General features: G+C 65.8%; 15 protein-coding genes. 7 read left to right on the top strand and 8 right to left on the bottom strand.

Going from position 1 to position 20931, the window contains the following annotated elements:
• Positions 1-217 precede the first annotated feature (217 nt).
• From K8M09_RS15200 to K8M09_RS15185, 4 genes are all read left to right on the top strand, one after another.
• Positions 218-2137 (top strand): autotransporter assembly complex protein TamA, encoded by a 1920-nt coding sequence (locus K8M09_RS15200; RefSeq protein WP_160787377.1) that lies wholly within the window; start codon positions 218-220, stop codon positions 2135-2137.
• A gap of 101 nt (positions 2138-2238) precedes the next feature.
• Positions 2239-6411: a translocation/assembly module TamB domain-containing protein gene (locus K8M09_RS15195; protein WP_160787376.1), complete on the top strand. Its 4173-nt coding sequence runs from the start codon at positions 2239-2241 to the stop codon at positions 6409-6411.
• A gap of 108 nt (positions 6412-6519) precedes the next feature.
• Entirely contained in the window at positions 6520-6996 is a 477-nt protein-coding gene (locus K8M09_RS15190; protein WP_160787375.1) for a chemotaxis protein CheW, read from the top strand.
• A gap of 385 nt (positions 6997-7381) precedes the next feature.
• Complete coding sequence (locus K8M09_RS15185; RefSeq protein WP_160787374.1) at positions 7382-9154, top strand: methyl-accepting chemotaxis protein; 1773 nt, start codon at positions 7382-7384, stop codon at positions 9152-9154.
• Between the two features lie 7 nt (positions 9155-9161).
• Here the strand turns inward: K8M09_RS15185 and K8M09_RS15180 are convergent, their stop codons facing one another.
• The 7 genes from K8M09_RS15180 to K8M09_RS15150 form a co-directional block, all read right to left on the bottom strand.
• Positions 9162-9410 (bottom strand): formate dehydrogenase subunit delta, encoded by a 249-nt coding sequence (locus K8M09_RS15180; RefSeq protein ID WP_160787373.1) that lies wholly within the window; start codon positions 9408-9410, stop codon positions 9162-9164.
• Positions 9411-9419: 9 nt separating this feature from the next.
• A complete protein-coding gene (gene fdhD / locus K8M09_RS15175) occupies positions 9420-10196 on the bottom strand; it encodes a formate dehydrogenase accessory sulfurtransferase FdhD (protein ID WP_170299565.1) in 777 nt (258 codons plus the stop codon).
• 66 nt (positions 10197-10262) lie between these two features.
• Positions 10263-13142, bottom strand: coding sequence for a formate dehydrogenase subunit alpha (gene fdhF, locus K8M09_RS15170; protein ID WP_160787371.1), 2880 nt, complete (start codon positions 13140-13142; stop codon positions 10263-10265).
• A 54-nt stretch (positions 13143-13196) separates the two neighbouring features.
• The gene (locus K8M09_RS15165; protein ID WP_160787370.1) at positions 13197-13412 is read right to left on the bottom strand and encodes a DUF4287 domain-containing protein; all 216 of its coding nucleotides are present in this window, start codon (positions 13410-13412) and stop codon (positions 13197-13199) included.
• A complete protein-coding gene (locus K8M09_RS15160; protein ID WP_160787369.1) occupies positions 13409-14965 on the bottom strand; it encodes a formate dehydrogenase beta subunit in 1557 nt (518 codons plus the stop codon). The genes K8M09_RS15165 and K8M09_RS15160 overlap by 4 nt, the downstream gene beginning before the upstream one ends.
• Positions 14962-15441, bottom strand: a complete 480-nt coding sequence (locus K8M09_RS15155) for a formate dehydrogenase subunit gamma (protein ID WP_160787368.1) — start codon at positions 15439-15441, stop codon at positions 14962-14964. The genes K8M09_RS15160 and K8M09_RS15155 overlap by 4 nt, the downstream gene beginning before the upstream one ends.
• Positions 15442-15623: 182 nt before the next feature.
• Complete coding sequence (locus K8M09_RS15150; protein WP_160787367.1) at positions 15624-16517, bottom strand: LysR family transcriptional regulator; 894 nt, start codon at positions 16515-16517, stop codon at positions 15624-15626.
• A gap of 93 nt (positions 16518-16610) precedes the next feature.
• Between K8M09_RS15150 and acuI the strand changes: the two genes are divergently transcribed.
• Complete coding sequence (gene acuI / locus K8M09_RS15145) at positions 16611-17606, top strand: acrylyl-CoA reductase (NADPH) (protein WP_160787366.1); 996 nt, start codon at positions 16611-16613, stop codon at positions 17604-17606.
• A 12-nt stretch (positions 17607-17618) separates the two neighbouring features.
• On the opposite strand, the gene K8M09_RS15140 is transcribed toward acuI, so the two are convergent.
• Positions 17619-18389, bottom strand: a complete 771-nt coding sequence (locus K8M09_RS15140) for an SDR family NAD(P)-dependent oxidoreductase (protein ID WP_160787365.1) — start codon at positions 18387-18389, stop codon at positions 17619-17621.
• Between the two features lie 136 nt (positions 18390-18525).
• Here K8M09_RS15140 and K8M09_RS15135 point away from each other — a divergent pair, with 136 nt between their 5' ends.
• The gene (locus K8M09_RS15135) at positions 18526-19296 is read left to right on the top strand and encodes a DeoR/GlpR family DNA-binding transcription regulator (protein ID WP_160787364.1); all 771 of its coding nucleotides are present in this window, start codon (positions 18526-18528) and stop codon (positions 19294-19296) included.
• A gap of 114 nt (positions 19297-19410) precedes the next feature.
• Complete coding sequence (gene glpD, locus K8M09_RS15130; protein WP_160787363.1) at positions 19411-20928, top strand: glycerol-3-phosphate dehydrogenase; 1518 nt, start codon at positions 19411-19413, stop codon at positions 20926-20928.
• Positions 20929-20931: the final 3 nt, after the last annotated feature.

The following is a 20931-nucleotide window of genomic DNA, read 5'->3' as shown; positions in this document are numbered from 1 at the left end:
TTTGCGTTGGGCCACAGGCACAAAATGTGCCGCAGCGCTTCAAATCCCGCGCACCTGCGTGTAAAACCGCCGTTAACATTACGGAAAACCTAACGCGTTAGGGTCTTTCCAGCCTGGAAGCTCCGGATGAATCGGAGCGCCTGAAATTCGTGTCGGAAGCTGCCGGTCTACCGTTTGCGCCGCACCTCATAGGGAGAAAGGCGACGGATAGCTGCGGATGCGGAATGAAGTGAACCGGCCGGAAAAGAGTTTTGCGTTCCTGAGGGCTGGCACCGCGCTCGCGGTTGCCGTGGCGCTGGCGTGCGGCCCGGTTTCCGTGCGGCCGGCATCCGCGTTCAAGCTTTTCGGCATGAAGTTCTTCGAGAAGGAGGACGAGGCCGCCACTGTCATCGATCCCGTCAACTACACGCTGACGCTCGATCCGGGCGCGGACGGCGATCTCACGAAGGCCATCGAGAACGCCTCGCGCCTCAAGCAGGATGACGGCACGCCCGTTTCCGGCGATCTCGGCCTCGTCATCAAGGCGCGCGACGACCGCGACCGCATCCTTGCCGCGCTTTACGAGAACGCCCGCTACGGCGCCGTGGTGAATGTCACCGTCAACGGGCAGGACCTCGATGCCCTGCCGCCGAACCCGGAATTCAACAGCAGCGGTCCGATCCCGGTTACCATCAGCGTCCAGCCCGGCCCCGCCTTCACATTCGGCGAGGTCGCGTTCTCCGGCGATGCGGAAGGCCGCAATCCGGCGGATTTCGGGCTGGTTCCGGGCGCGCGCGCCGATTCCACCGTCATTCTGAGAGCCGGCGAAAGGGTCGTGGTCGATCTGAGATCGGAGGGCCGCCCGTTCGCCAAGCTGACCGAGCGCAAGGCGATCGCCGATCACAAGACGCAGACGGTCGATGTCATCATCGCCGCCGAGGGCGGGCCGGTCGCCCCCATCGGCACGGTCGACGTTTCCGGCACCAAGACGGTAGATCCGGCCTTCGTGCAGCGTTTTTCGCGCATCAATGCCGGCCAGCCCTATTCGCCGGAGGCGCTGAGCCGCGCGGCGGAGCGGCTGCGGGGACTCGGGGTCTTCTCCAGCGTGACGATCCGCGATGCCGGCAAGCTGGCCGCGGATGGGTCGCTGCCGATGACCATCGAGGTCTCCGAGGGCAAGCACCGCTATTTCGGCGCCGGCGCGCAATATTCGAACACGGACGGCTTCGGCCTGCAGGGCTACTGGGGGCACCGCAATCTCTTCGGCCAGGCCGAGTCGCTGCGAATCGAGGGCGCGGTCAACCGGATCGGCGAGGGGGATATCAGCGACCTCGACTATTCGACCGCCATCCTCTTCTCCAAGCCCGGCGCCTTCGGGCCGACCTCGACCTTCAATGCCAGCCTCAAGGCCTCCATCGTCGACCCGGACGCCTACAAGGCATTCACGACCACGGCTGCGGCGGGCGTCAGCGTCGAGCTTTCCGACCGGGACACGGTGAGCGCCGGCGGCGAATTGATGTGGAGCGACGTCGAGGACGTCTTCGGCAAGAACAAGTACCTGACGGCGGCCATTCCGATCGAGTTCGTGCGCGACACGCGCGACGACAGGCTGAACCCGACCAAGGGTTACCGCTTCATGATCAATGCGAAGCCGACCTACGAGACCTATCGCGGCACCTTCTTCTCCAGCTTCGAAGGCGCGATCACCGGCTATCAGGCGCTCGGTGCGGACGATCGCTTCGTGCTCGCCGGCAAGCTTGCGGGCGGCACGATCATCGGCGGCGACGAGCTTTCCGACATTCCCGCCACGCGTCGCTTCTTCCTCGGCGGCGGCGGCACGGTGCGCGGCTACGGTTACCAGGAAATCTCGCCGCGCAACGGCGACGACAAGCTGCTCGGCGGGCGATCCTACATGGCGGCTTCCGCCGAGGTGCGCATCGGCATCACCGAGACGATCGGCATCGTGCCCTTCATCGACGTGGGCACGGTCTCGACCGACGAGGTGCCGGACTTCAAGGATATCCGGGCGGGTGCGGGCGTCGGCCTGCGCTATGCGACGCCCTTCGGCCCGCTCCGGCTGGATGTCGCTGTTCCCCTGGACAAATATCCCGGCGGCACCTCCTTCGGGGTCTATGCCGGCATCGGCCAGTCCTTCTGACTGCGGCCGCAATTTTCAGCTAGACTCTTGATCGGCCGCGCGATTGGGATTCTAGACGTTCGGAGCGATTCCACGCTCCCCGCCCGCGAAATGGATGAAGCATGAACAGGCTGTCCCGAATTCTCCGCGCAACGCTCCGCTACCTCGGCTACGGCCTCGCCGTCCTCATGGTCCTCGTCGTCGCGCTGCTGGGCTTCGTCGGCTTCACCGATGCGGGCGCGCGCATGGCGGCCTCCCAGGCGGAAAAGATCGCGGCTGCGAGCGGGCAGGTTCTTTCGATCAGCGAGCCTTCGGGGCTGCTGACGGGCAGGCTGCGCGCCGCCGCCATCACGCTCGGCGACGAGAAGGGCACCTATGCGGAGATCCGGGACCTTGCCGTCGACTGGTCGCCGCTCCGGCTCCTGTTCCTGAGCTTCGAGGCCGAGCGGGTTTCCGCCTCGTCGATTTCCCTGCTGCGCCTGCCGGAATCCAAGGCGGAGGCGGAAAAATCCGGCAAGCCGTTCACGCTGCCGGTGGAAGTGCATGTCGGTTCGCTGGCGATCCCCGAACTCTTCATTTCCGAGGCGGTTGCCCGGCGCGACCAGCGCCTTGTCGTCTCGGGCCGGGGCGACGCCACGGCCGAAAGCGTGGCGGTCAAGCTCTCGGCCTCCGAAAAGGAGCGGCCGGACGCGCGGGTGGTGGCGGATATCGCCTTCAATCCGGCGGAGAACGAGCTTCGCCTCGAGGCCGATATCGCCGAGCCGAAGGGCGGCATTCTGGCCGGGCTGCTCAACCTGCCGGACGAGCCGGCCGTCGCGATCCGCCTGACGGGCGACGGGCCGCTGTCGCAGTGGAAGGGGCGTCTTTCCGCCGCGCTCGACGGCACGGAGATGTTGCGCGTCGACGGCCGCCATGACCTTGCGACGAATGGCCTGCACACCCTTGCGCTCAAGGGCGGCGGCACGTTCGACGCGCTGATGCCGCCGCAGCTTCGCCCGCTCTTTGCCGGGGAGACGGGCATCGACGTGGTCGCCGCCTTCGACGGCACGGACATGCTGCGCATCGAAAAGGGCACGATCGCGACGGGCGCGATGACACTTGCCGCCTCCGGCACCGTCAGCGCCACGGGCGAAAACGACCTCGACATGAAGCTTGCCGGCAAGGACGGCCCTATCGATTTCCGCTGGCCGCTTGCCGGGGGCGATGCGCGCGTCCTGATCGAGGGCGCCGACATCTCGCTGACCGGCGCGGCGAATGCGGCGGCGCTGGAGGCCCATGCGACGGTGGCTTCCGCCGCGCTGCCGGCCGGCCGCATCGACGATATCCGCCTTTCGGCCAGCAGCGACGCCTTCAATGTCGCAAGCCGCTCCGGGCGCATCGACGTGACGCTCGAAACGGGCGAAACCGCTTTCGCCAGCCCGGATATCGACCGGGCGGTAAAGGGGCCGGCCAAGCTCGTCGCCGCCCTGACCGTTTCCCCCGGCGAGATCGCCTTCGATCCCGCAACGCTTGAAAGCGCCAGCATCGGCGGCACGCTGTCGGGGCGCTACGGGCTGGAAAGCCGCGAGGCCGATGTCAGCTTCCGCCTGTTCGCGCTGCCGGCGGTGCTGCCGCCGGCATTGTCCGGCAAGTTCGACACGACGATCGCCATGGAGGGACGGGTCCAGCTTGCCGGCGATGGCGGGCTGGAGGTCTCGGGCCTTCAGGTGAAGTCCGGCACGCTGGAAACGGCGGGCACCGTCTCGCTCGGCGACGGCAAGCTGCAGGCGGCGCTTAACGGCAAGGTCCTCAATCTCGGCAAGCTGCTCGCCGATGCGGCGGGCGAGGCGGCTTTCGAGCTTTCGGCGACCGGCCCGATGGACGGGCTGGATGTCTCGGCCAAGGTCACGTCGAGCGGCGCGACGCTATCCGGCCGCACCCTCAGCGACCTCGTGGTGACGCTCGCCGGCAAGGCCGTCCCCGCTGGCCCTTCCGGCGAACTGACGGCGACCGGCGCGCTCGACGGGCAGCCGATCAACATTCGCTCCAGCGTCACCTCCGAAGGCGGCCGCATTTCGGTGCCGGTGCTGGAGGCCGAGATCGGGCCGAACACGCTGAAAGGCTCGCTGGCGCTGGCGCAGAACTTCATGCCCGACGGGACGATCCGCTTCGATTTTCCCGATCTCGGCCTGCTCGCGGCCATGGCCGGCCAGCAGGCGGCCGGCGACCTTTCCGGCCAGGTGGAAATCGCCACCGTTGGCGGCAAGACCTCCGCGACGGTGCAGGCGTCCGGCTCGGCCATCCGCCGCGACGCGCTGAGCATCACCCGGCCGGCGGTGGACCTTTCCATCACCGATCTGGCGACGGCGGCGATCACCGGCACGGTGCGCGCCGAGCGCGTCGCCTCCGGCGAAAACCGCGTGGAGGCGCTGAAGCTCGATTTTTCGCGGGAAGGGCAGGCCACCAATTTCGACCTGACCGGCCGGCTCGACGGCGCGCCGCTGGTGACGCGGGGCAAGGTCCTGCAGCGCGACGGCGGGCTGGATGTCGCCCTGCAGACCGTTGAGGCCGCGCCGCGGCGCATCGCCCTGCGGCTCGCAAGGCCGACGACCATCGGCGTCGCCAACGGCGTCATCACCCTGGACGGGCTGACCATCCAGGCCGGCAGCGGCTCCGTCGCGGTTTCCGGCAAGGCCGGCGAGACGCTGGACCTGTCGGTGCGCCTCAACGCGCTGCCGGCGGCGCTCGCCAACAATTTCGCCGCGGGTCTGGATGCCGGCGGCACGATCGGCGGTACGGTGACGGTCAAGGGCAAGGCGTCGGCCCCTGTGGTCGACTATGCGCTCGACTGGAGCGGCGCGCAGACGAGCCACACGCGCGGCGCAGGCGTCGGCGCGCTGGCCATCAATGCGACGGGCGCTTTCGCCAACAACCAGCTTCGGCTCGACACGACGCTGTCCGGCGCGGGCGGCCTCTCCTTCCGGGGCGGCGGCACGGTGGGCATCGGCGGGGCGACGCCGCTCGGGCTGCGTTTCAATGGCCGGGTACCCTTCGGCCTGCTGCAGAGCCAGCTTTCCGCGCAGGGCTTCGTGCTGACCGGCAATGCCGATGTCGATCTTGCCATCGGCGGCACGGCGGCCGCGCCGGCGATCACCGGCAGCATCACGGCGGGCGGGGCGCGTCTTGTCGATGTCCGGCGCAACCTTGCCGTCGAGAATCTCACCATCCGCGTCACCATGGACGGGCGGAACGCGGTGATCGAGACCCTCACCGGCCGGGTCGCGAGCGGCGGGCAGATTTCGGCGAGCGGCCGTGTCGGCATCACGCCGGCGAGCGGCTTCCCCGTCGACGTGACCGCCCGCCTCACGGACGTCACCTATGTTGACGGCACGCTCGTCGTGGCGAACGTTTCCGGCGACCTCACGCTGCGCGGGCCGGTCGCGGGGCTGTCGCTCGGCGGCAAGATGACGATCAACCGCGCCAACATCACCATTCCGCAGAAGTTGCCGGCGTCGCTTTCCGAAATCAACATCAAGCACCGCAACGCGCCGGCCGAGGTCAAGCGGATGATGGCCAATGTCCGGCGCGAGCAGGGCAGCGGCGGCGGAAGCGCGCGCGGCATCGCGCTCGACCTGACGATTTCCGCGCCGGGCCAACTCTTCGTGCGCGGGCGCGGGATCAATGTGGAACTGGGCGGCGACCTCAGGGTCGGCGGCACGTCCGTATCGCCTGTCGTATCCGGCGGTTTCGAGCTGGAGCGCGGGCGCATGGAAATCCTCACGCGCCGTCTCAACTTCACCACCGCCCATATCGGTTTTGCGGGGGACCTCGTGCCGACGGTCAATCTCGTGGCGGGAACCTCTGCGGGCACGACGGAAATCACCGTCACGGTCGCCGGCCTTGCCAACAATCCGACGGTGACCTTCGCGTCCTCGCCCTCGTTGCCGCAGGACGAGATTCTCGCGCAGCTCATCTTCAACCGCTCGATGTCGAACCTTTCCGCCGTGCAGATCGCCCAGCTCGCCTCCGCGGCGAGTCAGCTTGCCGGCGGCAGCTCAACGAGCCTGCTCGACAGCCTGCGCAGCAAGCTGGGCGTCGACGACCTCGACATCACCACGGATTCCCAGGGCCGCGCGGCGGTCTCGGCCGGCAAATACCTGAACGAGCGCACCTATCTCGAATTGAAGCAGGACCCGGAGACGAACGGCGCGAAAGCGGCGATCAATCTCGATATCGGCCGGGGCGTCAAGCTGCGTGGCGAGGCGGGCAGCAGCGGCAGCGCGGGCGCGGGCATCTTCTACGAGAAGGAGTATTGATGGAGGGGCCTTGCACTTCCCGCATAGCAAACGGTCCGGCGTTGGAAAGATTTTAACCAGGGCGTGCATAGGATCACCCCGAGACGCAGACCAACTGGGAAGACCTCGATGACCTCCATCAAGACGGCCGGCTTTGCCGGCGATACGCTCGAAATCATCGCATTTCGCCTGCACGAGCAGGAATTCTGCGTGAAGACGACCACGATCCGCGAAATCCGCGGCTGGGCGCCCTCCACGCCGATCCCGCATTCGCCGCCGGATGTCATCGGTGTGATGAACCTGCGCGGCACGGTCATCCCGATCATCGACCTGGCCCACAAGCTCGGCATGAAGAGCACGGAAGCCAACGAGCGCAGCGCCATCGTCGTGGCGGAAGTCCACAGCATGGTCGTCGGCCTCGTCGTCGACCGGGTCTCCGATATCCTCACCATCCGCAGCGAGCAGATCCAGCCGGTGCCGGAAGTGACGACCTCCTTCGACAAGGTCTATGCCGAGGGCATTATCGCCCACGAGAACGGCATGATCTGCTTCCTCAATCTCGCGCGCATGTTCAAGGAGCGCGACATGGAAGACATGGCGGCCTGATCGCCGCTGCACAATCCGGGACTGATGGACCGCCGTGCGCAAGCACGGCGGTTTTTGTTTGCCTGCGCCTCATGGCGTGCAACCCCAGGGTGATTCTTGTTGTGCGGGCTTTTCTCCCGTCTTACGTAACGTCAACCTGATGATCCCCTAAGCTATTGTTATAAAACACATCCAAAATATCGCCCTTTGACTTTCATCAATTCTTAAGCCTGTTCTTCGATCTTTAGTCGTATTCGTGTGCCTTAATTAGTCATGCAGAAAGCACGCGAGGATTGAGATTCCAGGCTGGGCGGCGGTCCGTGACGGGTCCTGTCCCGGCGTCAACACCGATCACCGCCGCGCCGGGATTCGATCAGGCCCGTGGCGCCGCACAGGGGACCAGGTCATGCTTTCATTTGCGAAGTCCATGGATGCAGGCCATATCATCGACGCGCTGTCGCGCTCGCAGGCCGTCATACAGTTCGATCTCACGGGGACGATCCTCACCGCCAACGAGAACTTCTGCCGCGCGCTCGGCTACGACCTGAAGGATATCGTCGGCAAGCACCACCGCATCTTCTGCGACGCCGCTTATGTGGCGAGCGAGGAGTATCGCCAGTTCTGGGCGCGGCTCGGGCGGGGGGAATACGATTCCTCCAGCTACAAGCGCCTGCGCAAGGACGGCGGCGAGATCTGGATTCAGGCATCCTACAACCCCGTCTTTCGCGGCGGCAAACCCTACAAGGTCGTCAAATTCGCGACCGACATCACAGCCGCGAAGGTGCAGGCGACCGAGGACGCCGCCAAGCTCGACGCGATTTCCCGCTCGCAGGCGGTGATCGAGTTCACGCCGACGGGCGAAATCCTCCACGCCAACGAGAATTTCTGCGCGGCGCTCGGCTACGATCTCTCCGAAATCTGCGGCAAGCACCATCGCATCTTCTGCGACCCGGCCTATGCCCAGACGCCGGCCTATGCCGAATTCTGGCGCTCGCTCGCCGAGGGCCGGTTCATTTCCAACGAGTTCGTGCGCTACGGCAAGGGCGGCCGGGAAATCTGGATTCAGGCAGCCTATAATCCGATCCGCGATATCAACGGCCGGGTCTACAAGGTGGTGAAGTTCGCCACCGACGTGACCGAGCGCATGTCGGCGATCAATGCGCTGGGCGGCGCGCTGAAGGCGCTGGCGGACGGCGACCTCACGCAGCACCTTTCCAGCACCTTCGTGCCCTCCATGGAAGTGGTGCGCAAGGACTTCAACGAGGCGGTCGCCGGCCTGCACGAGGCGATGCGCACGGTCGAGACCAATGCCAATGCGATTGCTTCGGGCGCGCAGGAAATCCGCTCGGCGGCGGACGACCTTGCCAAGCGCACCGAGCAGCAGGCGGCCTCCGTCGAGGAGACGGCGGCGGCGCTGGACGAGATTACCACGACGGTCGGCGATTCGAGCCGCCGGGCCGACGAGGCCGGCACGCTGGTGAGCAAGACGCGGGCCGGGGCGGAAAAGTCCGGCGAGGTGGTGAAGAAGGCGATCGACGCCATGGGGCAGATCGAGCAGTCCTCGCGGGAAATCTCCAATATCATCGGCGTCATCGACGATATCGCCTTCCAGACCAATCTTCTGGCGCTGAATGCCGGTGTGGAAGCCGCACGGGCCGGCGAGGCGGGCAAGGGCTTCGCCGTCGTTGCGCAGGAAGTGCGGGAACTGGCGCAGCGCTCGGCGAGCGCGGCCAAGGACATCAAGGCGCTGATCACCACCTCCGGCGAGCAGGTGAAGAGCGGCGTGGCGCTGGTCGACGAGACCGGCCAGGCGCTGCAGGAAATCCTCGCGCAGGTGCAGGACGTGCATGCCAATGTCGTGGCCATCGTCGAGGCCTCGCGCGAGCAGTCGACGGGCCTTCGCGAGATCAACCAGTCGGTCAATGCGATGGACCAGGCGACGCAGCAGAATGCGGCCATGGTGGAGGAAAGCACGGCGGCCAGCCACGCCATGGCGCGGGAGGCCGATGCGCTGCACGCCCTGATCCGCCGGTTCAAGCTTGCCGGCAATGCGCAGGCCGTCCAGCGCGGCGGTCCGCTCGCTCCGGCCAATGTCGCGCAGCTTCATGCGGTGGCCCGCAACATGCGCGCATCGCGCGGCTCCGCCGCACCGGCTGCCGAGGCCTGGGAGGAATTCTGAGCGCCTTCTAGCGGCTTGCTGCCGGCACCTCCGCCGGCGGCGGGCGATGGATCAGCGGCACGGCCGCCAGGACGAGCACGTCGAGACCCTCGCCGCCGTGGTTGTCGACGATGTCGAAGAGCTGGCGGCGCATGCGCGGTTCCCAGAACTTGTTGATATGGGTCGCCACACCGTCCGGGCCTTCGCTTGCGGGCTGCGAATGAAAGAAGGTAGCGATCTGGTTCGCCATCCTGACGAGCTTGTTGCCTTCGGACATTTCTGTCTCCTAACCGTTGCCGGCCCGTCTTGCGGGGCCGGAGACGATGCGTTCCGCACCGGTGAAAATCTCGAACTCGTCGCCGCGCACCAGCGCGATCAGCGTCATGCCGGCCTCTTGCGCCGTGCGGATGGCAAGCGCCGTCGGCGCGGAAATGGCGATGATGAAGGGGCTGCCGACAATGGCCGTCTTCTGCACCATCTCGACGGAAACGCGGCTTGTCACCACCACCGCGCCCGCCGCGCCGGCATGGCCCGCGCGCCGCGCCGCGCCGGCGAGCTTGTCGAGCGCATTGTGCCGGCCGACATCCTCGCGCACGGCGATGAGACCCGCGCCCGGTACATAGAAGCCCGCGCCATGCACGGCGCGCGTCGCCATATGCAGCGGCTGCTGGCCGTTCAGCAGGCGCACGGCCTCCACGACCTCGTCTTCGCTGAGGGTAAGCGGGGATGAACGGACGGACGGCGTGACCCGCACGGCCTGCTCGATGGACTCGATGCCGCAAAGGCCGCAGCCGACGGGGCCGGCCATGTGGCGGCGGCGGGCGGTCAGCGCGTCGTTCTGCGCATCGGCAAGGTGGATCTGCAGGTCGATGCCCTTGTCTTCCTGCACGATCTCGACGGTCTCGATTTCGGCGGGGTCGTCGATGATGCCTTCCGTCAGGCTGAAGCCGTAGGCGAAATCCTCAAGGTCGGCGGGCGTCGCCATCATCACGGCATGGGTCGAGCCGGCATAAGAAAAGGCGACCGGGGTCTCCTCCGGCACGAAGCGTTCGCCTTCCGCCATCCGCCCGTTGCGGCGGGCGGTTTCGGGAACCTTGATCGAGGATGCGAAATCCGCCACGCGAGGCTCCTACTCCGCCGCCTCCAGCTTGCCGGCGATGCGGCGCGACCGCTTCGACAGCTCGTCATATTCCACCTGCCAGTCGGACGGGCCGTTGGAGGGGGAAATCTGCACGGCGGTCACCTTGTATTCCGGGCAGTTCGTCGCCCAGTCGGAGAAGTCGGTGGTGATGACGTTTGCCTGCGTCATCGGATGGTGGAAGGTCGTGTACACGACGCCCGGCGCAACGCGATCGGTGACGAGGGCGCGCAGCGTCGTCTCGCCGGCCCGGCTTGCCAGCCGCACCCAGTCGCCGTCGCGGATACCGCGATTGTCGGCGTCGTGCGGATGGATTTCCAGCCGGTCCTCCTCGTGCCAGACCACGTTATCGGTGCGTCGGGTCTGCGCGCCGACATTGTACTGGCTGAGGATGCGGCCGGTGGTGAGCAGCAGCGGGAAGCGCGGGCCGGTCTTCTCGTCGGTCGCGACATATTCCGTGCGGATGAACTTGCCCTTGCCGCGTACGAAGCCGTCCGTGTGCATGATCGGCGAGCCGAGCGGATGCTTCTCGTCGCAGGGCCACTGAACCGAGCCGATCTTGTCGAGGTAGTCGTAGGAGACGAGGGCGAAGCTCGGCGTCGTCGCGGCGATCTCGTCCATGATCTCGGACGGGTGGGCGTAGTTCCAGTCGAGACCCATCGTTTTGGCGAGGTTCTGCGTCACCTCCCAGTCGGCATAGCCGTTCTTCGGCGTCATGACGCGGCGCACGCGGTTGATGCGGCGCTCGGCATTGGTGAAGGTGCCGTCCTTCTCGAGGAAGGTCGAGCCGGGCAGGAAGACATGGGCGTAGTTCGCCGTCTCGTTGAGGAAGAGGTCCTGAACGACGACGCATTCCATGGCGGCGAGGCCGGCGGAGACGTGCCGCGTGTCCGGGTCGGACTGGAGGATGTCCTCGCCCTGGATGTAGAGGCCCATGAACGTGCCTTCCACGGCGGCGTCCAGCATGTTGTTGATGCGAAGGCCCGGCTCGTTGTTGAGCTTCACGCCCCACATCTTCTCGAATACGTCGCGGGTGGCATCGTCGGAGATGTGGCGGTAGCCCGGCAGCTCATGCGGGAAGGAGCCCATGTCGCACGAGCCCTGCACGTTGTTCTGGCCGCGCAGCGGGTTCACGCCGACGCCCTCGCGGCCGATATTGCCGGTCGCCATGGCGAGGTTGGCGATGGCCATGACGGTGGTCGAGCCCTGGCTGTGCTCGGTGACGCCGAGGCCGTAATAGATCGAGCCGTTGCCGCCGGTGGCGAAGAGGCGGGCCGCGCCGCGCAGCGCCTCGGCCGGAACGCCGGTCAGCGCCTCGGTTTCCTCCGGGCTGTGGCGCGGTTCGGCGACGAAGGCGGCCCAGTCCTCGAATTCCGACCAGTCGCAGCGCTCGCGGATGAATGCCTCGTCGTAAAGACCTTCCGTCACGATGACATGGGCAAGCGCCGTGACGACGGCGACGTTGGTGCCGGGGCGCAATGGCAGGTGATAGGACGCCTTGATGTGCGGCGAGGAGACGAGGTCGATGCGGCGCGGATCGATGACGATGAGCTTTGCACCCTGGCGCAGGCGCTTCTTGAGGCGCGAGCCGAAGACCGGGTGGGCGTCGGTGGGGTTGGCGCCGATGATGATCACGACATCGGTGAACTCGACGCTGTCGAAGTTCTGCGTGCCGGCGGAGGTGCCGAAGGCCTGGCCGAGGCCGTAGCCGGTCGGCGAATGGCAGACGCGGGCGCAGGTGTCGACATTGTTGTTGCCGAAGCCGGCGCGGATCAGCTTCTGGACGAGATAGGTCTCCTCGTTGGTGCAGCGCGAGGAGGTGATGCCGCCGACGGAATCGCGGCCATATTGGTACTGGATGCGGCGGAATTCCGACGCGACATGGGCATAGGCCTCTTCCCAGGTCACTTCCCGCCAGGGATAGGAGATTTTCTCGCGGATCATGGGGTTGAGGATGCGTTCACGATGGGTCGAATAGCCATAGGCGAAGCGGCCCTTGACGCAGGAATGGCCGCGGTTGGCCTGCCCGTCCTTCCACGGCACCATGCGCACCAGTTCCTCGCCGCGCATCTCCGCCTTGAAGGAGCAGCCGACGCCGCAATAGGCGCAGGTGGTGACGACGGAATGTTCCGGCTGGCCGATCTCGATGACCGACTTTTCCGTGAGCGTCGCGGTCGGGCAGGCCTGCACGCAGGCGCCGCAGGAGACGCATTCGGAGGAGAGGAAATTCTCGTGCATGCCGGGCGAGACGCGGCTGTCGAAGCCGCGGCCCTCGATGGTCAGCGCGAAGGTGCCCTGCACTTCCTCGCAGGCGCGCACGCAGCGCGAGCAGACGATGCACTTGGAGGGGTCGTAGGTGAAATAGGGGTTCGATTCGTCCTTCGGCATCCAGCGGGCGTTCGCCTCGCCGTTGCTCCGGGCCTTGACGTGGTTGTCGCCCTCGTAGCCGTAGCGCACGTCGCGCAGGCCGACGGCCCCCGCCATGTCCTGCAATTCGCAGTCGCCGTTCGCCGCGCAGGTCAGGCAGTCGAGCGGGTGGTCGGAGATGTAAAGCTCCATCACGCCCTTGCGGATCTGCTTGAGGCGGCTCGTCTGGGTATGGACGACGAGGCCCGGCGCGACGGGCGTGGTGCAGGAGGCGGGCGTGCCGCCCCGGCCCTCGATCTCCACGAGACAGAGGCGGCAGGAGCCGAAGGCGTCGACCATGTCGGTGGCGCAGAGTTTTGGCACCTGAATGCCGGCCTCCATGGAGGCGCGCATGATGGAGGTGCCCTCGGGAACGGAAATCTCGTTGCCGTCGATGGTGAGTGTCACCATCTTCTGCGAGCGGGAGGCGGGGGTACCGAAGTCGATTTCAGGAACGAGGGGCATGGGAACCTCCGGGCAATTCTGCACCGCTGATTGGCGGCGGCTTGGGTTCAAGTCTCAGGCTTTTGTCTCGGCGAGCGTCGCCGCGACGAGCGCGTTGGCATGGCCATGGCCGAGACCGTGTGTTTCCTTAAGGAACGCGACGATCTGCATATGTGCCTTGCCATCCTGCGCGCGGATGATGTCTTTCCAGTGCTCTATCGGCTGGCCGTACGTCTTCTCGATGGAAGGGAAGTAGGAGGCCGGACCCTTGACCTTTTCCGTCTCGCTCATTCCGCTGCCTCCGCTATCGGTGCCGGCGAAAAGTCTTCCGGGAAATGCGTCATGGCGCTCATGACAGGGTAGGGCGTGAAACCGCCCAATGCGCAGAGCGAGCCGAACTTCATGGTGTTGCAGAGGTCGGTCAGCAGTTCGCGGTTCTTCTCCGGCTCGATGCCGCGCGCGATGTTGTCGGCTGTCTCGACGCCGCGGGTTGAGCCGATGCGGCAGGGCGTACACTTGCCACAGCTTTCGACGGCGCAGAATTCCATGGCGAAGCGCGCCTGTTTCAGCATGTCGACCGTGTCGTCGAAGACGGTGATGCCGGCATGGCCGATAAGGCCGTCCTTCGCCGCGAAGGCTTCGTAGTCGAAGGGCGTATCGAACAGCGCGCGCGGGAAATAGGCGCCGAGCGGGCCGCCGACCTGTACGGCGCGGACCGGGCGGCCGGAGGCGGTGCCGCCGCCGATCTCATCGACGATCTCGCCGAGCGTCAGGCCGAAGGCGGTCTCGTAGAGGCCACCATGCCTGACATTGCCGGCGATCTGGATCGGGATCGTGCCGCGCGAGCGGCCCATGCCGAAGTCGCGGTAATAGTCCGCGCCCTTGTCCATGATGATCGGCACGGAGGCGAGGGATATGACATTGTTGACAACCGTCGGGCGGCCGAGGAAGCCCTGCAGGGCCGGCAGCGGGGGTTTGGCGCGCACGACGCCGCGCTTGCCTTCGAGGCTGTTGAGAAGGGCCGTTTCCTCGCCGCAGACATAGGCGCCCGCCCCGGTGCGGATCTCCATGTCGAACGCCTTGCCCGAGCCGAGCACGGACGGGCCGAGCACACCGACGGCGCGCGCGACCTCGACCGCCTCGCTCATGACGGCGATGGCGTGCGGATATTCCGAGCGGGTGTAGACATAGCCCTTGGTCGCGCCGGTCGCCAGGCCCGCAATCGCCATGCCCTCGATCAGCACGAAGGGATCGCCTTCCATAATCATGCGGTCGGCGAAGGTGCCGCTGTCGCCCTCGTCGGCGTTGCAGACGATGTATTTCTGCGGTCCCGCCGCATCGAGCACGGTCTTCCACTTGATGCCGGTCGGGAAGCCCGCGCCGCCGCGACCGCGCAGGCCGCTGTCGGTGACCTGTTTGACCACATCGGCCGGGACCATGGCGATAGCCGTCCGAAGGCCCTTCAGGCCGCCATGGGCCTTGTAGTCCTCCAGCGAGACGGGATCGATGACGCCGCAGCGGGCGAAGGTGAGGCGGGTCTGGTTCTTGAGGAAGGGGATGTCTTCCGTCTTGCCGAGACAGAGCGGGTGATTGCCGCCCGAAACGAGGCCGGCGTCGAGAAGGCCGGCAATGTCGGAGGGTTTTACCGGGCCATAGGCGATGCGGCCTTCGGTCGTCTCGATCTCGACCAGCGGTTCCAGCCAATGCATGCCGCGCGAGCCGTTGCGCACGATGGTCGCGTCGAGCTTGCGGGCGGCGATCTCGGTGGAGAGGGCCTTGGCGACGCGGTCGGCGCCCAGCGCAAGGGCTGCGGCGTCGCGGGGAATGTAGATGCGTGTGGTCATCGGCGTGCCTCCGCGACGAGTTCCTGCGCAAGGTCCGGATCGATCCGTCCATGCACCTCGCCGTCGAGCATGGCGGCGGGTGCGCAGGAACAGAGGCCGAGACAGTAGACGGGTTCCAGCGTCACCGCGCCGTCCTTTGTCGTCTGGTGGAAATCGATGCCGAGCAGCGCCTTGATGCGCTCGGCGACCGCGTCCCCGCCCATCGACTGGCAGGCTTCGGCGCGACAGAGTTTTAATACGTGCCGTCCGGTCGGGTGGTCGCGGTAGTCGTGATAGAAGGTGACGACGCCATGCACCTCGGCGCGCGACAGGTTCAGTTCGCGGGCGATGACCGGCAGGCATTCTTGCGGCACATAGCCGAACTCGGCCTGAATCTCGTGCAGGATGGGAAGAAGCGGCCCTTCAAGCCGCTTCAGTTCGCCGACGATTGCCAGCGTTCTGGTTTCGACATCGCTGCCGGCGACGTGCACGTTCATGGGCCAACCTCCCGACCGACGCATATGAACCGCAGGAAGATCGAGAGGTCCGGCGCGCCGATGCGATTGAAATTCCTCGGCGAAGATCGAGCCTTTTCGATTTCCGCCACCATTCTAGCAGCTTCTCAGGTGGGAGACGACGGGTCAATAAAGCTGTCTCGTCAAGCAATAGGAAATTCCTATCAATCCATTCCGGCCTCGGCCAGGATGCGCGCTTCATGCAGCAGGGCGGAGACGAGCGGGGTGAAGGGTTCGCGATGGGTGGCGACGAGGCCGACCGTGTGTTCGGGGTTCGGTTCGACCAGCGAAACTATACTCAATTCGTCATGAAAACCGAAGGATCGTGCGACATTCTTCGGCATGATGCTGCTCCAGCGTCCGGTGCGGACATGGGAAAGCAGGACGATCATCGAGTTGGATTCGAGCGATGGCTGGATGGTGATGCCGGCATCGGTGAAATGACGGTTGATGATGCGGCGGTTCTGCATATCGGCAGTCAATAGGCAAAGCCTAACGCTGCCGGCCTCCTGCCAGGTCACGCTTTCGCGATCCGAAAACGGGCCGCCCTTGGCCGTGATGAGACAATAGTGCTCGTGCAGCAGCGGCACGCTCGTCACGCGCCCCAGCGGCTCGTTTTCCAGATAGGTGAGGCCGGCGTCGATCTCCAGATTTTCGAGAAGGCCGAGGATCTGGATCGAGGTGGTGGAGACGATGGAGAAGGTGACGTCCGGGTGTTTTTCCTGAAAGGGCGCGGTGATGCGCGGCACCATGGCAAGCGTCGTCGGAATGGCGGCGAGGCGGATATGGCCGGACAGGCCCTTGCGCGCGGCGCGCATCTCCTCGCGCATGGTGCGCGTGTCGCCGACGATGCGCCGCGCCCATTCCAGCACGCGCTGGCCCTCCGGCGTCAGGCCCTGGAAGCGCGAGCCGCGCACGACCAGCATCACGCCGAGCTGGTCTTCCAACTGGCGGATCGCCGCCGAAAGGGTCGGCTGCGAGATGCCGAGTTCCTCCGCCGCCCGGGCGAAATGCCGTTCGCGGGCAAGGGCGATGAAATATTCCAGCTTGTCGATCATGCGGGCCTCCATCGCCTTGATACAAAAGAACAGTGGCGGCACCAATGCCCCGCGCCCTATATCTGTCGCATCAGGGATCACGAGGAGGACGCCATGACGTTTCAGGCATTGCTGGTCGAAAAGGGAGCGGACGGTGCGGTTTCCGCCAATATCCGGGAGCTTGAGGATTCGCGGCTTCCCGATGGCGACGTCACCGTCGCGGTCGAATATTCGACGCTCAACTACAAGGACGGGCTTTGCATCAATGGCAAGGGCGGGCTGGTGCGCACCTTCCCGCATGTGCCGGGCGTCGATTTTTCCGGCACGGTCGAGGTCTCCGACGATCCGCGCTACCGGCCCGGCGACCGGGTGGTGCTGACCGGCTGGCGCGTCGGCGAAATCTGGTGGGGCGGCTTTGCGACGCGCGCCAGGGTGAAGGCTGACTGGCTGGTGCCGCTGCCGGAAACCATTTCGACCCGGCAGGCCATGGCGATCGGCACGGCGGGGCTGACCTCGATGCTCTCCGTCATCGCGCTGGAAAAGGCGGGGCTTTCGCCGCTGAAGGGCGAGGCGCTGGTGACGGGCGCGGCCGGCGGCGTCGGCTCGGTCGCCGTCGCGCTGCTGGCGCGGCTCGGCTATTCCGTCGCGGCGGTGACGGGCCGGCCGGAGACGGCGGACTATCTCAAGGGCCTCGGGGCGGAGACGATCATCGATCGCGCGGAACTGGCGGAGGCGAGCAGCCGGCCGCTCGAATCCGAGCGTTGGGCCGGCGCCGTCGACGCGGTGGGCGGTGACATGCTGGCGCGCGTGCTCAAGCAGATGAAATACGATGGCGCCGTCGCGTCGGTCGGCCTTGCGGCCGGTGCCGTGGTGCCCTCCTTCACGGTCATCCCGTTCCTCCTGCGCGGGGTCAGCCTGCTCGGCATCGATTCCGTCATGCGGCCCTATGATCAGCGCGTCGACGCCTGGAACCGCATCGCTTCCGACCTGCCGATGGACAAGCTGGAGGCCATGGTGGTCGAGCATCGGCTTTCCGACCTGCCGGAACTGGCGAACCTCATTCTCGACGGCAAGGTCAAGGGACGTGTCGTCGTCGACGTCAACGCCTGAACGAGAGGGTGGTCAGCAGATGAGCTGGCCGCCGTTCACCTCCAGCACCTGGCCGGTGACATAGCCGGAGAGCGCATTGGAGGCGAGGAAGAGATAGGCGGGGGCGCAGTCCTCCGCCGTGCCGAGGCGTTGGAGCGGAATGGTCTTGCGCGTCGCTTCCAGCTTCTCGGCGGTCGAGTAGCGCGCATGGAAATCGGTGGTGATGGTGCCCGGCGAGACGCAGTTGACGCGGATGCCGTCCGGCGCGAGTTCGCGCGCCAGCCCCTTGGAATAGGTGGAGACGAAAGCCTTGGTGGCCGAATAGATCGCCGAGCCGGGGCTGCCGCCCGTCAGCGCCGAAATGGAGACCGTGTTGACGATGGCCGCATGCGGCGCGCGGCGCAGCGCGCGCAGCAGCCCGCGTGTCACCTCGACGACGGAGGTCTGGTTGAGGCGCACGATGGTTTCGTATTCCTCGTCGGTGAGATCGGCGGCCGGGAAGCGGCCGACCATGGTGCCGGCATTGTTGATCAGCACGTTGACATGCGGGAAGAGGCTGTCCACCCGTTGCAGCAGCGCACCGATCCCACCCTCTTCGAGGAAGTCCGAATAGACGATATGCGCGCGGGCGTCCGCCACGGCATTTTCGAGGAAATCGGGCAGCGGGCCGGAAGCCGAACGGCCGCCATGCAGCAGCACATGTGCGCCGCAATCGAGGAACTGCCGGGCGATCTCCAGCCCGATGCCGCGCCCCGCGCCGGTCACGACGATATTGGCGCCCTTGAACAAGGCTGGATGAAACATGGTCTGTCCTCCCGGTGTCCTGCTGCGGCCCAGTATCACAAAAACCGGGGCACTCTCCAAGAAGGCAGAACGGATCAATTGATGTGCTTTCGTTTTTGCATATGATGAAAGAAAACGAAAGCATAAGGAGGAGCACATGTTTCTGACGGGCCGGCAGGCGGAGATCGTGGATCTCGCAAAAGTCGAGGGGCGCGTGCTCGTGGAAGACCTCGCCTCGCGCTTTTCCGTGACGCCGCAGACCATCCGCAAGGACCTCAACGATCTGTGCGACAACAAGGTGCTGACGCGCATTCACGGCGGGGCGCTGTTCCCGAGCGGCAACGAGAATGTGAAATACGAGGCGCGCCGCTCCATAGCCGCGCCGGAAAAGCAGGCGATAGGTCGTGCGGCTGCGGCAATGATCCCCGACAATTCCTCGCTCTTCATCAATATCGGCACGACGACGGAGGCCGTCGGCGAGGCGTTGCTTGACCATAAGGAACTGATGGTCATCACCAATAATATCAATGTCGCCAATCGCTTGCGCGTCTATCCCTCCATCGAGGTGGTGATTGCCGGCGGCGTGGTGCGCGGGGCGGATGGCGGTATCGTCGGGGAGGCGGCGGTCGATTTTATCCGGCAGTTCAAGGTGGATTACGCCGTGATCGGCGTTTCGGCCATCGACGAGGACGGCGCGCTGCTCGACTTCGATTATCGCGAGGTGAAGGTGGCGCAGGCGATCATCGCCAATGCGCGCCATGTCATTCTGGTTTCGGATTCGACGAAATTCGAAAGGACCGCGCCCGTCCGGATCGGCCACCTCTCGCAGGTCCATACCTTCATCACGGATAGCTGTCCTTTCGAGGGCATTCGCGCCATTTGCCAGGAGCATGACGCGCGTCTCGTGGAGACCGCGTCACAGGCCTGATACAGGGATATGGTATTTCTTCTCGCATTCGTTTGACATTCGAAATGTTTTCGTTTTAACTCCATCTGCTTTCGCAAATGCACAGAATTGTGCGATGCGAAATGGGAGGGGAAATTGGACGGCAACGTGATCCGCGATATCTTCGTCATCGGTGGCGGCATCAACGGCTGCGGCATCGCGCGCGATGCCGCCGGTCGCGGCTATTCGGTGATGCTCGCCGAGATGAAGGATTTCGCGTCCGGCACGTCCTCCGCCTCCACCAAGCTCATTCATGGCGGCCTGCGCTACCTCGAGCACTACGAATTCCGCCTCGTGCGCGAGGCACTGATGGAGCGCGAAGTGCTCTGGGCCATGGCGCCGCACGTCATCTGGCCGATGCGCTTCGTGCTGCCGTTCCAGAAGGGCGGCCTGCGCCCGGCCTGGCTCATCCGCCTCGGCCTCTTCCTTTACGACTATATCGGCGGCCGCAAGCTGCTGCCGGCGACCGCGACGCTCGACCTTGCCAAGGATCCGGCCGGCGGCCCGCTGAAGAAGCTCTTCCGCAAGGCTTTCGAATATTCCGACGGCTGGGTGGACGATGCCCGCCTCGTGGTTCTGAACGCCCGCGATGCGGCCGACCGTGGCGCGGATATCCGCACGGCCACCAAGGTCGTCGCCGCGCGCCGGGAAAACGGCCACTGGAACGTCGAGACGGAGAATGTCGATACCGGCGCCCGCGAGACGGTGCGCGCCCGCATGCTGGTCAATGCCGCCGGTCCCTGGGTGGACAAGGTTCTCTCCGCCGCTTTCGGCCGCAACGACGTCCACAATGTCCGCCTCGTGCAGGGCAGCCATATCGTCGTGAAGAAGAAATTCTCCGATCCGCGCGCCTACTTCTTCCAGAACCCGGACGGGCGTATCATGTTCGCCATTCCTTACCAGGAAGAGTTCACGCTGATCGGCACGACCGACCGGGACTATCAGGGCGATCCCCGCGACGTGCGCATCAGCGATGCCGAGATCGATTACCTCTGCGCTTCGGCCAGCGAGTATTTCGCCGAGCCGGTGCAGCGCGAAGACATCGTCTGGACCTATTCCGGCGTGCGCCCGCTCTTCGACGACGGCGCCAGCAAGGCGCAGGAAGCGACGCGCGACTACGTGCTGAAGGTCGAGGGCGGCGACGGCCAGGCCCCGCTGCTCAACATCTTCGGCGGCAAGCTCACCACCTACCGGCGTCTGGCGGAATCGGCGCTGGAGAAGATCGGCGAATCCATCGGCGCCAAGGGTGACCGCTGGACCGCGAATTCCCGCCTGCCGGGCGGCGATTTCAAGGTGGACGGCTTCGATGCCGAGGTGAAAACGCTTTCCGCGCGCTTCGCCTTCCTCGCGCCGGCCCATGCCCGCCGGCTCGTGCGGCTCTACGGCACGCGGGCAGCGAACATGCTGGACGGCGCGACGTCGTCCGAGGACCTCGGCCGGCATTTCGGCAGCGACCTCTACGAGCGCGAAGTGCGCTGGCTGATGAAGGAAGAATGGGCCCGGCACGCCGAAGACGTGCTGTGGCGGCGGACCAAACGAGGATTGCACCTGACGGCCGCGCAAGCGACCGCGCTGGAAGACTACATGGCGGCAGCAAGGGCGGCCCCCCACTAGCAC

The organism is Shinella zoogloeoides (assembly GCF_020883495.1).
Classification (GTDB): domain Bacteria; phylum Pseudomonadota; class Alphaproteobacteria; order Rhizobiales; family Rhizobiaceae; genus Shinella; species Shinella zoogloeoides.
This window is presented reverse-complemented; position numbering and strand designations above follow the sequence as displayed.

Coding starts and splice junctions, on each gene's coding strand:
- K8M09_RS15200 (WP_160787377.1), top strand. CDS start 218: ATGCGGAATGAAGTGAACCGGCCGGAAAAGAGTTTTGCGTTCCTGAGG.
- K8M09_RS15195 (WP_160787376.1), top strand. CDS start 2,239: ATGAACAGGCTGTCCCGAATTCTCCGCGCAACGCTCCGCTACCTCGGC.
- K8M09_RS15190 (WP_160787375.1), top strand. CDS start 6,520: ATGACCTCCATCAAGACGGCCGGCTTTGCCGGCGATACGCTCGAAATC.
- K8M09_RS15185 (WP_160787374.1), top strand. CDS start 7,382: ATGCTTTCATTTGCGAAGTCCATGGATGCAGGCCATATCATCGACGCG.
- K8M09_RS15180 (WP_160787373.1), bottom strand. CDS start 9,410: ATGTCCGAAGGCAACAAGCTCGTCAGGATGGCGAACCAGATCGCTACC.
- fdhD (WP_170299565.1), bottom strand. CDS start 10,196: ATGGCGGAAGGCGAACGCTTCGTGCCGGAGGAGACCCCGGTCGCCTTT.
- fdhF (WP_160787371.1), bottom strand. CDS start 13,142: ATGCCCCTCGTTCCTGAAATCGACTTCGGTACCCCCGCCTCCCGCTCG.
- K8M09_RS15165 (WP_160787370.1), bottom strand. CDS start 13,412: ATGAGCGAGACGGAAAAGGTCAAGGGTCCGGCCTCCTACTTCCCTTCC.
- K8M09_RS15160 (WP_160787369.1), bottom strand. CDS start 14,965: ATGACCACACGCATCTACATTCCCCGCGACGCCGCAGCCCTTGCGCTG.
- K8M09_RS15155 (WP_160787368.1), bottom strand. CDS start 15,441: ATGAACGTGCACGTCGCCGGCAGCGATGTCGAAACCAGAACGCTGGCA.
- K8M09_RS15150 (WP_160787367.1), bottom strand. CDS start 16,517: ATGATCGACAAGCTGGAATATTTCATCGCCCTTGCCCGCGAACGGCAT.
- acuI (WP_160787366.1), top strand. CDS start 16,611: ATGACGTTTCAGGCATTGCTGGTCGAAAAGGGAGCGGACGGTGCGGTT.
- K8M09_RS15140 (WP_160787365.1), bottom strand. CDS start 18,389: ATGTTTCATCCAGCCTTGTTCAAGGGCGCCAATATCGTCGTGACCGGC.
- K8M09_RS15135 (WP_160787364.1), top strand. CDS start 18,526: ATGTTTCTGACGGGCCGGCAGGCGGAGATCGTGGATCTCGCAAAAGTC.